General features: G+C 24.4%; 16 protein-coding genes and 1 riboswitch. Of the genes, 2 read left to right on the top strand and 14 right to left on the bottom strand.

What is annotated here, in order from left to right:
* Positions 1-104: 104 nt before the first annotated feature.
* The 4 genes from CKV87_RS05720 to CKV87_RS05705 form a co-directional block, all read right to left on the bottom strand.
* Positions 105-551, bottom strand: a complete 447-nt coding sequence (locus CKV87_RS05720; RefSeq protein ID WP_012012842.1) for a GyrI-like domain-containing protein — start codon at positions 549-551, stop codon at positions 105-107.
* 63 nt (positions 552-614) lie between these two features.
* Entirely contained in the window at positions 615-2,102 is a 1,488-nt protein-coding gene (locus CKV87_RS05715; protein ID WP_012012841.1) for an ATP-binding cassette domain-containing protein, read from the bottom strand.
* A gap of 109 nt (positions 2,103-2,211) precedes the next feature.
* On the bottom strand, positions 2,212-2,691 hold the full coding sequence (locus CKV87_RS05710) for an AAA family ATPase (protein ID WP_012012840.1): 480 nt from the start codon (positions 2,689-2,691) through the stop codon (positions 2,212-2,214).
* Positions 2,692-2,742: 51 nt separating this feature from the next.
* Positions 2,743-2,985 (bottom strand): hypothetical protein, encoded by a 243-nt coding sequence (locus CKV87_RS05705; protein ID WP_012012839.1) that lies wholly within the window; start codon positions 2,983-2,985, stop codon positions 2,743-2,745.
* Positions 2,986-3,080: 95 nt separating this feature from the next.
* Here CKV87_RS05705 and CKV87_RS05700 point away from each other — a divergent pair, with 95 nt between their 5' ends.
* Positions 3,081-3,326, top strand: coding sequence for a helix-turn-helix domain-containing protein (locus CKV87_RS05700; protein WP_012012838.1), 246 nt, complete (start codon positions 3,081-3,083; stop codon positions 3,324-3,326).
* 13 nt (positions 3,327-3,339) lie between these two features.
* Here the strand turns inward: CKV87_RS05700 and CKV87_RS05695 are convergent, their stop codons facing one another.
* The 5 genes from CKV87_RS05695 to CKV87_RS05675 are packed head-to-tail and all read right to left on the bottom strand — an operon-like array spanning position 3,340 to position 8,462.
* On the bottom strand, positions 3,340-3,753 hold the full coding sequence (locus CKV87_RS05695; RefSeq protein ID WP_012012837.1) for a VOC family protein: 414 nt from the start codon (positions 3,751-3,753) through the stop codon (positions 3,340-3,342).
* A gap of 4 nt (positions 3,754-3,757) precedes the next feature.
* On the bottom strand, positions 3,758-7,090 hold the full coding sequence (locus tag CKV87_RS05690; RefSeq protein WP_012012836.1) for a hypothetical protein: 3,333 nt from the start codon (positions 7,088-7,090) through the stop codon (positions 3,758-3,760).
* Entirely contained in the window at positions 7,087-7,326 is a 240-nt protein-coding gene (locus CKV87_RS05685; protein ID WP_012012835.1) for a hypothetical protein, read from the bottom strand. The genes CKV87_RS05690 and CKV87_RS05685 overlap by 4 nt, the downstream gene beginning before the upstream one ends.
* 17 nt (positions 7,327-7,343) lie before the next feature.
* Positions 7,344-7,868 (bottom strand): phosphoglycerate mutase family protein, encoded by a 525-nt coding sequence (locus CKV87_RS05680; RefSeq protein WP_012012834.1) that lies wholly within the window; start codon positions 7,866-7,868, stop codon positions 7,344-7,346.
* Between the two features lie 9 nt (positions 7,869-7,877).
* Positions 7,878-8,462 (bottom strand): transglutaminase-like domain-containing protein, encoded by a 585-nt coding sequence (locus CKV87_RS05675; RefSeq protein WP_012012833.1) that lies wholly within the window; start codon positions 8,460-8,462, stop codon positions 7,878-7,880.
* 141 nt (positions 8,463-8,603) lie between these two features.
* Positions 8,604-8,747: riboswitch (FMN riboswitch) on the top strand.
* 74 nt (positions 8,748-8,821) lie between these two features.
* On the opposite strand from CKV87_RS05675, the gene ribB reads away from it, so the two are divergent.
* Complete coding sequence (gene ribB, locus CKV87_RS05670; protein WP_012012832.1) at positions 8,822-9,436, top strand: 3,4-dihydroxy-2-butanone-4-phosphate synthase; 615 nt, start codon at positions 8,822-8,824, stop codon at positions 9,434-9,436.
* A 14-nt stretch (positions 9,437-9,450) separates the two neighbouring features.
* Here ribB and mog read toward each other — a convergent pair whose 3' ends face one another.
* From mog to CKV87_RS05645, 5 genes are read right to left on the bottom strand one after another with little or no spacing between them, the layout of a single operon-like run.
* Entirely contained in the window at positions 9,451-9,987 is a 537-nt protein-coding gene (gene mog, locus CKV87_RS05665; RefSeq protein WP_004509318.1) for a molybdopterin adenylyltransferase, read from the bottom strand.
* Positions 9,984-10,502: a pimelyl-ACP methyl ester esterase BioV gene (gene bioV, locus CKV87_RS05660; RefSeq protein WP_012012831.1), complete on the bottom strand. Its 519-nt coding sequence runs from the start codon at positions 10,500-10,502 to the stop codon at positions 9,984-9,986. The genes mog and bioV overlap by 4 nt, the downstream gene beginning before the upstream one ends.
* Entirely contained in the window at positions 10,489-11,961 is a 1,473-nt protein-coding gene (locus CKV87_RS05655; protein WP_012012830.1) for an AAA family ATPase, read from the bottom strand. Before CKV87_RS05655 ends, bioV begins: the two co-directional genes overlap by 14 nt.
* Complete coding sequence (gene mtaB / locus CKV87_RS05650) at positions 11,942-13,210, bottom strand: tRNA (N(6)-L-threonylcarbamoyladenosine(37)-C(2))-methylthiotransferase MtaB (protein ID WP_012012829.1); 1,269 nt, start codon at positions 13,208-13,210, stop codon at positions 11,942-11,944. The genes CKV87_RS05655 and mtaB overlap by 20 nt, the downstream gene beginning before the upstream one ends.
* 3 nt (positions 13,211-13,213) lie before the next feature.
* A complete protein-coding gene (locus tag CKV87_RS05645) occupies positions 13,214-14,953 on the bottom strand; it encodes a mechanosensitive ion channel domain-containing protein (RefSeq protein WP_012012828.1) in 1,740 nt (579 codons plus the stop codon).
* Position 14,954 lies beyond the last annotated feature (1 nt).

Genomic DNA, 14,954 nt, shown 5'->3' with positions numbered 1-14,954 from the left:
AACCTCCCTCATATATAAGTAAATTAACAGATATTTAATTAAAAATAATCCTCCAAAACAATTATACTACCAGCAGAAATATACAAAGCTTAAAATATTGATATTTATAGTATAGAAATGTAAATTTCTACTTCATCTTCATTTTCGTATTTTTCAAAATCAAAGTTATATGCTCTTTCATATTCACAATTTTCACTAGCAAAATAATCCCAAACATCATACCAAGTATCTATTACAACATCTGGAAATTCACCTTTTTTTGAAAAAACCAAATACTTATCTTTTTCTATTGTTATAGCATTTTTAGGTTTTGTAACTTCAACTCCAATTGTGTAATCATAATCAGAATTTACATCTTTTTCATATTTATTGTAAACTCCATACATTGCGAAGCTGTTTGATTTATTAAAAGTTTTACTTTCAATACTTTCATCTATATATCTTTGCCAAAGTTCTGGAATCTGTGCTGTTTCTTCATTTAATTCTGTTGCATTATTTGTTCTTATTGTTATTCCTGCAACATAAAATTTTTCTAAATATTTTACTTTCATCTTTTCTCTTTATTATTTTATTTTTAGGACTGTATCTTATAATAAAATCTTTTTGTATCTGATTTACTTAGTTATAAAAAAATTTTTATCATCTACTTTTAACACACTCCAAACTTCTAAATTAAGATTTTTAATAAATGTTTTATCGTGACTTACAACAATCAAAGCCTTATCATAAACTACTAAGGCTTTTTCAAGAGCTTCAATAGAATCAATATCCATATGATTTGTAGGTTCATCAAGTATTATTAAACTTATATTTTCCAACAAAGCTTTAGCTATAAAAAGTTTTCTAATTTCTCCTGGACTTGCAAATATATTTTCCAAAAGATTTTTTGGATTTGAAGACAATCTTCTTACCAAAGTATAAAGTAAACCTTTTTTATCATTATCAAAAGAAGCTATCTCTTCATATAATTTTTTGATTTGATTTTTTTCTATTTCTTGAGGAAGATATAAATAGTTATTGTTTAAATCTATTTTTGAAATGATATGTTTTAAAAAACTACTTTTTCCTACACCATTATCTCCTACAATTGCTATTTTATGGGTTGAATTTATAGTTAAACTAGGATAATATAAAAATTTTTCTTGGGATAATTTCAAACTTCCCTCTTCTAAATAAAAAGAGAATAAATCTTTTTTTGAGATATTGTTTTCTATTTTTATACCTTTTTCAAACTCTTTATCTATGTTATTTCTTTTTGAGATTTGTTCTTCATATTTTTTAGAAAAAGTTGAAACTAATTTTGAATCATTTTTATCTTTTCCAGTAAGTTTTGCTAGATTTATTTTCTCTTTTGCATCTTTGTCACTTTTATCTATACTTTTTTTTGATAATCTACTTTTAGAAAGTGATACTTTCTCTTTTTGAGTTTGAATATTTTTTTGAAGTTTTTTTAGCTCTTTATTTATATTTTCATTCTCTTTTTGTAAAAAACTTCTATATTGATTTAACTCTTTTATTGCTGTGTCATAACTACTTTTGTAAAAATAAACATTTTTATTTTTTATAATTACTGTATTTGTACATAAAGTATTTAAAAGCTCTCTATCATGGCTAACCAAAATACCAATACCTCTAAAACTTTTCAAAGCTTCTAATACAATATTTTTTGATTTATAATCCAAATGATTTGTAGGTTCATCAAGTAGCAAAACATCTATTTCTTGATATAAAGCGATTGCTATTTGTACTCTTTTTTTCTCCCCAAAACTCAAAGTTTCCCATCTATAAAACCACTCATCTTGGATATGTAATAACTCTTTTAATCTAAAAGTTTTACTATTGAAAGTATATATAAACTCTTCAAAACCATCAGGAGTTTTATCGAGATTTTGTTCGCAATAATAGACCAAATCATTTCCAACTATGTTTCCACTTTCTGGTTTGATTTTTTTTGCAATAAGTTTTAAAAGTGTTGTTTTTCCTGAACCATTATTTCCAACTATACAATTCCAAGAAAAAGGTTCAAAACTGAGATTTAAATTTGTAAAAATATCTGTATCTTGATATTTAAATGTAAGATTGTTTATTTGTAAATGTTGCATAAAATTCCTTGATTTTTGCGGTTTGAGTATCAAGGATAATTGTAATTTTTAGATTTTATCCTTGAATTAAAATAGAGTATTCATCGTCTTTTCCTTTTAAATTTTATTTCTAACAATAGATTATATTAAAATCTTCATTATCATTTGGTTCTTGAAAATATTTTGTAATTGCATCAAATGTAGCTTCATCAATCAAAGGCTCATCTTTAGATAAGTTTTCATTTCTTTTTTTTAATTGATTTTTACATATTTCATCACTTCTTTTTACATAAAACATTTCATGTTCTATATTTGCCTCTTCAATAATCTTTTTAAACCAATCTCTTTGATTGATTGTATTTGCAGGAAAATCTAAAACAACACTATTTTCTTTTTTTAAAAGCTCGATTATATGTTCTCTTAGCATATTTTTTAGTCTTGAAGAATATTTTATATAATCTTCAATAGTTTTTATCTCATTTGGATAAAGTTTTTTTAGTATTTCATCCTCACTCAATAGTATTGCATTATTTTCTTTTGCTAGTTTTTTTGATAATGTAGATTTTCCAGATGCCATTTTCCCACACATTAAATATAATTTATTTTTCATTTTTCTACTTTATTTTTCATTTTTTGAATATTTTATCGAAAGTAAAATTTACTAATTCTTGATTATATATTCATCTATATCATCAATATCGATTTGTTCTAATTTTAAATATTTATTCATATATTCTCTAAAAGTCTCACTTTTTAAAAAATAATTGAATATATCTTTATCTATATACTTTTTTTCAACTATCTTATGAAATATTTTTAAAATATCACTTAATTTTTTTGAATTATTAGATGAAATTAATATTTCAAAAATTGGAAAATATTCTGATTTTATTTTAGAGTTCATTTTTTCCTTTTATAAGATATATATATCGTTGAATAAATCATATCAAAGAGTATATTATCAACAACTTAAATATATATATCGTTAGGAAATATAAAATGAATGATTTGGAATTGGAAAATTATGGTGAGAAAATCTTGGATATTGTTTCATTAAATGTAAAAAAGTATAGAGAACAAAAAGGTCTAACTCAAATGCAGTTAGCTTTAGAAATAGGTATGAGCGGTGGCGCGTATCTTGGTCGAGCAGAAATTAGAAAAAACAAACATCATTTCAATATCAAACATCTTGCAAAAATTGCTAAAGTTTTAGATGTTGATATTAAAAAGTTTTTTGAAGAATAATGTAACTATAAATTCAACTATTTTTGCTTGTAAATCCTAAAATATAACCATTTATATCTTTTATATAAAACTCTTTTTGCCCGTACCAAGTAGTTTCGATTTCTTTATAGATAGTTACTTTATCTTTTATTTTTAAATATAACTCATCTACATTTTCAACTTCGATATACATAGTCAAAGAAGCGCCAAGATTTTGAAAAAATTCTCCTACATCTTCTTTCAAACTTTCAATGCTTTGAAGCATCAAAGAAACATTATCTTTATGTATCATCGCCCAAACATAGTTTAACTCTTCTTTGATTTGTGTATCAAAAATAGTTTTTGATTCATCAACTAGCATTTGTACTTCAAAATCAAAGTTTTCTTTGTAATACTTTATAGTTTCTTTTATATCTTTAACGGCTAAATTTAATGTTATTGCTTTCAATTTTTTATTCCTTTTTAGAATAGAAATCTAAAAGATAGTGATATATAGCTACTTCTTTTTCATTCTGAATTCTTACTTCTTTTAATAATTTAATTTTTGTTGGTGTTGTTTCAATATTTTCAAAACAATGTTCTTTAATAATTCCTATCTTTTTAAAACCATTATAATTAAAAGTTTTTAAATAACTTTCATAAGAAGAACAAAGTTCAACAAAATTGTTATAGTAAGTATAAACCATTATTACAATCATCAGTTTTGAACCATCTGCATTGTATCCATCTAATTTATTCATATGAGTTTTAATAGTCGTGGTATCACACCCAAACAATCTAAAAGCTTCAAATAAAAATAATTTATCACCATTTTTATTATAAACGATAATATCTCTTTCTCCAACATTACCATTTAAGTTTTCACCACCTCTTGATTCAGCTAAAACTTTCCAATCTAAAAAATTCATTCTTTGCTTCAATAATGAAGAAACCCAATCATTAATTATATTTTCTATTTCAATAGTAATATTATTCTTTATATTTCTTAAAATATTTACTTTTCTTTCCAAAAGTTCACTTGATATTTGTTCCATAATATAAATAATAAATTCTTCACTATCAAGTTTATTAGAAAATATTTGAGATTGTTTATCTAAATCCATATCTTTAATCTGATTCCAATATTTTTTAGCTTCTTTTTCACTTAAAGTTAAAGAATCAAAACTTATTCTTACGTCAAAATTGTTTTCCATTTCCATTCTAGTATGAGAATTTAATTCTTCTTCTAATTCTTGTACTTTCTTTAAAATATTTACATTATTTTCATAAAACTTTTTAAATTCTCCTAAATATTTTTTTGCAATAAACTCTTGACTATTCTCTTTAAAAAACTCATACTTATATTTAAAAATATCAAAATCTAAATCATATTGTTTTGGCATATCTTTTATTAACTGTGATAATTTACTAATGTTTTTAGTTATTGTATATCCATAAATTAAAACTTGATATTCATATATTGATTTTATATAAGGTTGAAATAATTTATGTTTTTCTTCAAATATATTTAATATATATTCAAACTTTACTACTTTGTTTTCATCTTCTTTATATAAATTAAAATATGAGTTAACCATATTTATTAAGTAATTTGATGTTAATTCTTTCTCACATAAAACTTTTAATATTCTATATGCTTTATCATATTCTTTATTATCAAAAAAGATTAAAGCTCTTATAAACTCTTTAAAATTCTCACATTCAGAATATCTTGATTCTGTTAGAAAAACTGTTTTATTATCTATTGGTATTTTATAATTGTTTAATTTTTCAAATTTTTCTTTTATTTTTAAATCTTTATTATCTAATATTTCAAGTAAATCTTTTTTACAAACTACTTCATTAAACTCATTTTGAAACTTTTTCATAAAACTGTTACTACCACTTGACTCAAATCTTTTTTTATAAATTTCTTCCAATTTATTAGCAAGTATTAGAAAATTATTATCAAGAGCATATAATATTCCTATTTTCAAATCATTGTAACTTAATTTATCAGCATCAATTTCTTCTTGTATCATTCTGTTCAATTTCTTTTTGATAAACTCTTTTCTCTCTTCTAAAATAGATGAACTTAATAATTGAAGGAGGATACTTAGTTCATAAGATTCACATATTTGATTTACAAACGCTTCAAAATGTTCTTTAGTAAATAAATTTAAAAGCTCTAAATATTCATTCAATATTTCAAAATTATCATCAAATTTTATTATTGAAAAATCCACTTTAAAACCAAGTTTTATTATTATTTCATTAATACATTTTTCAACTTTTATATTTTGTGTTTTTTTAAAAATTTGAAATAAAATTTTAAGATAAAATTTTGATAGTTGTTTAAAAATGTAAACATTTGTACTATTAAGACCTTTAATAACCGACTCTAAGTCAAATATCTTTAACCATACATCATCTTTATTATTTGATGATAAAAAGAACAATGAAAAGTCTATATTTTCTAAAAAAGGAAAGTCTATATATACTCTTTTGTCATTTGTAATATTTGACAAAGACTTCTTCAAATTATCTAAAATACTATTGCTTATTTTCTCTTGATAATTAAGAGCATCAAAATTTTTAACTTTTATTAATCTACCAATACCTTTTAAGTAGTACGATAATAAAAAATAATTCTTTTTATCAAAACTTTCTTTTTCTTCAAGTTCTAATATTTGTTTTTCAATCAAATCTTTAATTACAATTGAAAAAATCTCTTCTTTTTGATAATTTGAAGTTTTTATTTCACTTTCTAATAGTTTCTTCAAAAATAACTCAAAAGTATAAAGTAATCCATATGAATTAGTTCTATAATAGTAATTGACATATTTATCACAAATAAAATTCAATATATAATATATTTTGTTTACTAAATCATTTTGATAAAATAGATTCTTTAAATGACTAAAAATAATATCCAAGAATTGTTGTGATAAAAGTTCTAAAAATTGTTTTGCATAACTTTCATCAATATTTAATCTATCTAACATAAAAAGATTGCAAAAAGCAAAAGTAGAATATTCATTATTTTTAAGTAAATAGCAATTTAACTTAATATTATTACCTGTTAATATCTCACCTATAGTTATATAATCATTTTTACACTCTTTTAAAAGTTTAATTATTCTATTTTCTTCAACTAAATTAGTATTATATGTTTCCCAATTAATAATTTGATGTAATAAATTTTTAACAATAGGATTTCCTATCATCATTAAGTTTTCATAATAATCATTTTCTTTTAACCAAAAATATAAATCTTCATTTGTTCTAAAAGAAGTAGGTATATTATCAACTTTTTTAAGCCAACTATATCTTTCATAATCTATATTTTCAAAATCTTCTTTCCATACTCTATTTTGATTAGTTATTATATACTCAGTAGAAGCATTTAAAAAATTGTCTCTTATAATTGAGTTGTCAAAATCAATACTTAACCAACTGTAAATTTCTGAAGAAATATTTTCTTCAATTATTTCAATATATTTACCAAATGCATTAATATTAAATTTATCAAATAACTTTTTATAAACATAACTTCCTAATAAACTATAATCACTATGTTTAAAATTAAGTTTATGTTCTTTTATATCTATGTTATGTTTAAAATAGTTTTCTAATCTGTTAATTAAATATTCAAAAGGCAAATTATTTTCATTTATTATAATATCTGCTAACACTTCATAATAATTTTCATTCAATGAAGTTAATTCTTTTGAATTATTAGAAGAATAAAGGAGAAGTTTTTTTTCATAATCATCTATTATTCTATTTAGATTATGTCTATTCATATTCTTCTTTCTTTCGCAAACTCAATAGCATTAGAAACAGCTTTTTTAGCTTGTGGTGAGTTTTTCCAGCAACTACTTCCTAAAATATCTGAAACTATATCTGTTATCTCTTCTACACTACTATTTGAAAGCTTTTCTAAAGAGTCAATTCCTATTTGTTCAAATCTTTTTATAACAGTTTCACCCACAAACTTTACTTTTAAAAGTTCTTCTTTTTCTTCTTTTGAAAATGCCATATTTTATCCTTTAAAAATCATTTATATAACTTGTATAATTTTCCATTTTTTATATTAAAATCATCATTGCACTTATAATCCAACTTTTTTAACAGTCCAATCAATACTTTTAAATACAATCCATGAGATATTATCAAAATAGTTTCATTCTTTTTATTTTCTATTTTAGATACAAATTTCATTGCTCTATTTTTTGTATCTTTTTTGGTTTCATTTTTAGTAAAGTTAAAAAACCAAAGTATTCTTGATATAACTAACCAAAAAGATTTTGAAAATCTTAGTTTCGTTTTAGTAAAAGCAAAAGCTTCAACTTCAACTAAAAAATCACTTATTTCATAATCAAGTTTTAAATAATTTGCTGTTTTGATAGCCCTATTTTGTGAACTAACATAGATTTTATCAAATTTTGGTAGATTTAGGTTTAAATATTCTAAATCAAAATTATCATACTCTTCTATCCAATGTGTAAATTCATTTGAATTTAATCTTTTATTTGTAGTATCTTTTACTTTGAAATGCCGAATTATATAAATAGTTTTCATATTTACCATTTATTTTTCTGATAAAAATAGAACATCAGGAAAAACATCTATCATTTCATCATAAGTTTTATTTTTTTTCAAAGCTTCAATTACAACATCTAAAGGTTTAGAATAAATATCTGGTAAATCAAACTCATCTTTTTCTAGTTTAAAAGCAAGTTGTTCCAAAGGTGGAGTAAACTGTGCATTTACACCTTTTTTATTTCCTCTTGCATCAACTTTATACCAACCAAACTCTTTTAAATAAATCGCATTTAATCCATGTAAACAATAAATATCTTTTTTATATTCACTACAAGATAATCTTTGATAACAAAATCCCGTAGGAATACCATTTGCTCTTAAAAGTGCAGCCAAAAGATGAGATTTTGCATAACACCAACCAGTTTCGTATTTTAAAACATCACTTGCTTTATAAGTTGTAATTTCATCTTTAAAATCACCACTATGATGGATATTATCTCTTACATACAAAAAACAGTTTTTTGCTATTTCTTCATCACTTTTACAATCTTTTGCCAACTCTTGTGCGAGACTAAAAACCTCTTCATTTTTAAAGTCAATTATTTGCGTCTCTTCTAAAAACTCTTTCATTTTAAACTCTCAAACTCTTTTTTTAGTATTTTATTAATAGTTTTAAAAATATTTTTTTCTATTAGATTTCAAAGATTCTAACAAGTATTTACTAAATAAATCACTTTTATATAAGAAACTATTAGTTAGAATTTCACAAATTTATTTTCTCAGGGCAAGGTGAAATTCCTTACTGGTGGTAACTATTTTATAGAAGTCCACGAGCGCCTTATATTTTATAAGGGTCAAGCAGATTTGGTGAGAATCCAAAACCAACAGTCATAGTCTGGATGAAAGAGAAGATTAAACTTTATTATTTGTTAAAAAAATTAGGTTTATTGCCCTGATTCAATAAGTTTACTTTATAAAAAAGGAAAACTATGAATCAACAAAAAAATATTGAAAATGCTATAAAAGCACTTCAAAATGGAACTGGTATTATCATCACTGATGATAAAAATAGAGAAAACGAAGCTGATATTATCTTTCATGCAAATACAATTACCGAAAAACAAATGGCTCTACTTATAAGAGAATGTAGTGGTATTGTATGTTTATGTTTAACACCACAAAAGGTAAAAAAGTTAAATCTTCCTATGATGGTTCAATCAAATCATTCTAAATTTCAAACACCTTTTACAATTTCAATTGAAGCAAAAGAAGATATATCTACTGGCGTTAGTGCAAAAGATAGAGTTACAACTATAAAATCAGCTTTAAAAAAAGATGGTATAAATCATATAATTTCCCCAGGACATATTTTTCCATTATGTGCAAAAGATGGTGGAGTTTTGGAAAGAAATGGTCATACAGAAGCTAGTGTTGATATGATGAAGTTATCAAACTTAGAACCAAATGCAGTTTTATGTGAAATAACAAATGAAGATGGTTCTATGGCAAAAGGTGAAGAAATAATAAATTTTGCTAAAAAATATTCAATGCCAATTATAAGTATAGAAGAGATTATAAAATATCGACAAAATAGTGAAAAATAAGAAGTTTAAACTTCTTATTTTTTTGGTCTAAAAGCTTTTATAACTTCTTCTTTTGTTTCTAAATAAGGACCTTCCATCAAATCTATACAATAAGGAATCGCAGGGAAAACTGCATCTAAACACTCTCTTATAGATTTTGGTTTACCAGGAAGATTTACTATTAAAGAGTTTTTTCTAAGCCCTGCTGTTTGGCGAGATAAAATTGCTGTTGGAACGTATTGTAAACTAACACTTCTCATTAATTCTCCAAAACCTGGCATCATTCTATCACACACGGCTTCAGTAGCTTCTGGAGTTACATCTCTTAATGCAGGACCAGTTCCTCCTGTTGTTACAACTAAACAACATTTTTCATCATCAACTAACTCTTTTAAAGTATTTTCAATTGTAGTTTTATCATCTTCAATACATCTATAAATTGGTTCCCAAGATGAAAGTAAATAATCATTTAAAGTGTCTATTATTGCACGTCCAGATAAATCTTCATATATTCCAGCACTTGCTCTATCACTTGTTGTTACAATTCCAATTTTTGCTATTTTTTCACTCATAATAAATGTCCTTTATCTTTGAAGTAATAAACAGTTGCATAACTTTTTAAAAAATCTTTTGCTTTTAAAGCATCGATTATTTTATCTTCTGCTCCTAAATAAACTTCTATCTTTACACCTTTTTCTAAAACTTTTTGAAGTTTTTCTTCTTCCCATACATAAGTTAAAAGTTCTTCTAACTCTTCTTTTGAGCCTTTTTTAAAATAGTTTGAAATATCTTTATTTGAAGGATAAATTACATTTTTTAAAAAGTTTTCTATATAAGAATCTTCATCTTTTTTAAAATACATAAGTTGAGTTCTTTTGAATTTTTCATCAAAATTTTGAAAAAAAGCAGGAGAAAAAAGTTGAAGTTTATCAACTCTAAAAGAAGAGTTTAAAACATACTCAAAGGCTTTTATCGCTCCATAAGAAAACCCAGCAACTGTAAAATCATTTTGAATCAAATAATCATCAAAAAGTTCGCATTCATCTTCAAAACAAAAACCACTAAAAAAGTTTTTACAAATCTTCAAGAGTAATTACCTCATTTTTAAGCATAATCTCTTTTAATCTATTTATTTCATCAACATTTTGAGATAATTCTGTTCTTAAATTCTCTTTTATATCTTCTAATAAACTATCAATATTTGTTGCCATTTTGTATTTAGTTACAATATCACTTGCTAAATTATATGATCTTTGTAAATCTTCACTATTTACAGCAAATTTTTCTTTTTTTATAACTTCAAGTCCTATAAATCCTGCTAAATCTCTTTTTATATTTTCTACTAATTCAGTATAAGATGGATAAGTAGAGTTTAACTTTGAAACACTTTCATCTAAAAGTGCTACTTTTGTTTTTGAAATATATGCTTTACTTGCTTGATATATTGCTAAAATATCTTTTTGTTCGTCATCAAGAATTTTTATCTGCTTTTTTCCAAACTCTAATTTATTTTTAGCTACTTCAATATCTTTATAGTCTAAATTCTTTTTATAAGATTTAATCATATTTAATAAAGCTTCATTTATAAGAGTAGCAAGAGCGGCTGAACTAAATCCTGCTGTTTCATTTACTAATCTTTCAATATCAATTTTATGATTAATATCTTTTAAATAAAGTTCTAAAATATTTTTTCTATCTTCAATATTTGGAAGACCTACATAAACTCGTCTATCAAATCGCCCTGCTCTTAAAAGTGCATCATCTAAAACTTCTATTTTATTTGTTGCTGCAATAACTATAACTCCACTTTCACCATCAAATCCATCCATTTGAGTTAAAAGTTCATTTAATGTTGCTTCTCTTTCATCATTTGATTTTCCACTTCGCATCTTTCCAACAGCATCAATTTCATCAATAAAAACAATCGAAGGTGCACTTTGTTTAGCTTTTGCAAAAAGTTCTCTTACTTTTTTTGCACCCATTCCAACATAAATATGTACAAAACTAGCACCACTTTGATAAAAAAATGGAACATCAGCTTCACCAGCAACTGCTCGTGCAATCAATGTTTTTCCAACTCCTGGAGGTCCTACTAAAAGAACACCTTTTGGAAGTTTTACTCCATATTTTAAATATTTATTTGGATTGTTTAAAAAATCAACTATCTCTTCAAGTTCTTCTTTTATCTCACGTATCCCTGCAACATCTTTAAATGTAACATTTGAAGTAACTGCTTGAATATTTGAATCTAAATCATCGCTGCTTAGAGCTTTTGTTTTACTTTTTTCAACTTCAGCATCAAAAGCATTATTTTTTTTATTTTTATTAAAATATGCTCTTATTTTATCCTGTTTTATTTTTATAACAAAAGATAAAAATAGAAGCACAAAAAGGAAAATAATCCCTATATAATAAGAACTTCCTTTTATATTTACACTACCTTTATACATTGTGTAACCAAATAATACAAGCAGCACAACTGCTGAAATAATCATAAGTTTTAAGTTTTTATCTATATTTTTTTTATTATTTGAATCTTGTGACATTTTTATCAGCCTTTACTTCATAATCATTTATATAAACCCAATCACCAACTAAATCAGCTGTTGAATCAATCTCAATTTGATTAAAGAATTGGTCAAGTCCTATATATTTTCCATTTTTTTCTTGTTCTACTAAAACTTCTAAAGTTTTTTTATTTTCTTTTCTAAAATTGTAATTTTTTTGTTCTATTATGTTAATAAGTTCATTATATCTTACTTTTGCTATATCACCTTTTATTTGAGGTTTCATTGTAGCACTTGGTGTTCCATCTCTTTTTGAATAAGTAAATGCGTGAACATGAGTCAAAGGAAATCTATGCAGATTTTCCATAGCTTCTTTCCATAATGCTTCAGTTTCACCAGGATGTCCAACTATAAAATCTGTTCCTAAAGCATAACCATTTTCTCTTAAAAACTCAAAAAGTTCTAAATCACTTAAAACTTTATTTCTTCTATTCATAATCTTTAACATCTCTTTAGAAGTATGTTGAAGTGCGATATGAAGATGTTTTGCCATAAAAGGTTCATTTATTATCTCTTTAAACTCATCATCAATTTGAATAGGTTCAATACTTCCCATTCTTATTCGTCTAACACCTTTTATAAGTGACATTTTTTTAAGAAGTTTTGCCAAAGAAGTATGTTGTTTTTTACCATAACTTCCAACATTTGTTCCTGTTAAAATAAACTCACCAAAACCGTTTGATGCTAAAGTTGTAACTTGCTCTAAGATTTTATCTTCACTATAACTTCTAGCATCTCCTCGTACATAAGGAATAATACAATATGAACATCTAAAGTCACAACCTTCTTGAATTTTGATAAATGCTCTACTTTTTCCTACAAACTCTTCAACTATTGTTTTATCGATATGAGTTAAATCACCTGCTTCAAAAAATCTCTCTTCATTTAAAAGTAAATCATTGATATTCTCTTTTTGTGAATGCCCAAATAATGAATCAACTTTATTCTCTTTAAAAAGTGTTTCACCTTTTGTCCAAACTCCACATCCAGTAAATATTACTCTTGGATTTTGTGGAAGCTTTTTTAATGAATTTATATAAGTTCTTGCTGTACTATCTGCACTATTTGTAACTGTACATGAGTTTATTACAACTATATTTGCTTCATTTTCATCTAAAGTTACTTCAAAATCTTTTAAATTGCTCATCATAACTTGCGTATCAAAAACATTTGTTCGACAACCAAAAGTTTTGAAGTATACTTTTTGTCTATTTTCTGAAAAATTCATAATCTATCTTTTTGTTATGATATCTTCCAAATCTTGTGGAACAGTTCTTCTTTCTCTTGAAGGTCCATAAGCATTTTGGGTATCATTTATATTAATTTGTTGAGTTGGATAAGCAATATGAATATCATCTTCTTTCATAAAAGCATCAAGAATTTCTGGGCTTATTGTACTTCTTAAAACTAATGCAGCATAAGAGTTTGTCAAGTACCAAGAAGATATAACAATACCATGAGGTTCAACAAGAGTAAATACTCTTGGTTCTACTCCAGTTGCACGTAATTGGTATTTATTTCTCATTTTAGATAATTGTTTTCTTGTAATATCACTATAACCTTTTGAATAATGTTTTAAAATCTCTCTAGCAATTTTTTGAGCTTTTTTATGGTTTGAATCAAATGTAATAGTAATATCTATTCCATCCCAAACTGTTCTTAGTTCTGAGTGACTATAATTTGCTATAAGTTCTGAAAAGATGTAGTTATTTGGAACAAAATATATTCTTCCAGCTCTTCTGTTTTTAGTATAACTAATCATAGTAACATCTTCTCTGATAGTTATTTTAAATAAAGATATATCTAAAACATCTCCAACTGTTTCAACTCCACCTTTAGTTACTCTTATTCTATCTCCAACTTGAATAAATCCAGAAGTTACGATAACCATCCAACCAAAAATTGACATAAACCAATCTTTTAAAGCAATAGCAATACCAGCTGATGCGAATCCCAGAATTGTTACAAGATATGATACATTATCAATATAAGAAAATAAAACAACCATCACAATCAAAAATACTAAACTAAAATTAATTATTTTATTTATCATATAAAAATTTTCATTTTGAGAAAAATATTTTCTAAGTGTCAATTTAACCAAAAATGAAATAATCGATAAAATAATTATAATCACTAAAATAGTAAACATTTTTTGAACTTGTTGAGAAACTTGATTTTTTATCTCTAAAATAATTTGTTCAATTTTTCTTGTATAAACTTCTTCAGTTGTATCAACAATATCTAAAACTATCGTAAAATCTTTTTTTTGTTTATCTAAAAAAGTGATTTTATCTTTATATTCTAACTTTGGATCAAGATTAAAAAGTTCTAAATAAGTTACTAATTCATCTTCTAAAATTGTAGCAAGAGTTTGTATTTCTGCTTCTAATGATTTAAATTGTTTTTTATTGTTTTCTAATTTTTTAATATTTGATAAAGCATTTATTATTCCAAAAGGATTTGTTATATTTTCATATTTTTCGATTTCTGGAGGGTTTATAAGTCCACCAATTGGAGAACCTTTATATTCAGCTATTAATTCTAATTCGTTTTCTTTTACTCTTATTTTATTATGTAATTGATATTCTTGCTCTTCTGATAAAGTATTTTTAGATTTTAAACTATTTTTTAAACTATCTAATTCATTTACAATTTTTCCATAAGACAAATAATTTGAATATCTTTTTAATAATATATTATCTTTTAGTGATAACTCAATCTTAGCAATTTTTTCAAGTAATATATTTATTTCAACCATATTCTCAATATCTACTTGATTTGCATTTAATTGCTCTTGTTTTTGCTCTTCTTTCTCTTTTTTAAGAGCAATATCTTTTTCTTGTTTAATTTGTTGTTTGATTTTTTTAACTTCTGCTTTATCTTGCGCATCTAAAACATTATCATTTTCAGCTGCCAAAGAGAAAGAAAAAAGTACAACTACTAATAAAATTCCTAATTTTTTAATCAAT

This window comes from Aliarcobacter butzleri, from assembly GCF_900187115.1.
Classification (GTDB): Bacteria; Campylobacterota; Campylobacteria; order Campylobacterales; family Arcobacteraceae; genus Aliarcobacter; species Aliarcobacter butzleri.
The sequence above is the reverse complement of the archived record's forward strand: the minus strand, read 5'-3'. Positions and strand labels throughout refer to the sequence as shown.

What these genes read in the sequence shown, in the direction of transcription:
- CKV87_RS05720 (WP_012012842.1), bottom strand. Translation starts at nt 551, where the DNA reads ATGAAAGTAAAATATTTAGAAAAATTTTATGTTGCAGGAATAACAATA.
- CKV87_RS05715 (WP_012012841.1), bottom strand. Translation starts at nt 2,102, where the DNA reads ATGCAACATTTACAAATAAACAATCTTACATTTAAATATCAAGATACA.
- CKV87_RS05710 (WP_012012840.1), bottom strand. Translation starts at nt 2,691, where the DNA reads ATGAAAAATAAATTATATTTAATGTGTGGGAAAATGGCATCTGGAAAA.
- CKV87_RS05705 (WP_012012839.1), bottom strand. Translation starts at nt 2,985, where the DNA reads ATGAACTCTAAAATAAAATCAGAATATTTTCCAATTTTTGAAATATTA.
- CKV87_RS05700 (WP_012012838.1), top strand. Translation starts at nt 3,081, where the DNA reads ATGAATGATTTGGAATTGGAAAATTATGGTGAGAAAATCTTGGATATT.
- CKV87_RS05690 (WP_012012836.1), bottom strand. Translation starts at nt 7,090, where the DNA reads ATGAATAGACATAATCTAAATAGAATAATAGATGATTATGAAAAAAAA.
- CKV87_RS05685 (WP_012012835.1), bottom strand. Translation starts at nt 7,326, where the DNA reads ATGGCATTTTCAAAAGAAGAAAAAGAAGAACTTTTAAAAGTAAAGTTT.
- CKV87_RS05680 (WP_012012834.1), bottom strand. Translation starts at nt 7,868, where the DNA reads ATGAAAACTATTTATATAATTCGGCATTTCAAAGTAAAAGATACTACA.
- CKV87_RS05675 (WP_012012833.1), bottom strand. Translation starts at nt 8,462, where the DNA reads ATGAAAGAGTTTTTAGAAGAGACGCAAATAATTGACTTTAAAAATGAA.
- ribB (WP_012012832.1), top strand. Translation starts at nt 8,822, where the DNA reads ATGAATCAACAAAAAAATATTGAAAATGCTATAAAAGCACTTCAAAAT.
- mog (WP_004509318.1), bottom strand. Translation starts at nt 9,987, where the DNA reads ATGAGTGAAAAAATAGCAAAAATTGGAATTGTAACAACAAGTGATAGA.
- CKV87_RS05655 (WP_012012830.1), bottom strand. Translation starts at nt 11,961, where the DNA reads ATGTCACAAGATTCAAATAATAAAAAAAATATAGATAAAAACTTAAAA.
- mtaB (WP_012012829.1), bottom strand. Translation starts at nt 13,210, where the DNA reads ATGAATTTTTCAGAAAATAGACAAAAAGTATACTTCAAAACTTTTGGT.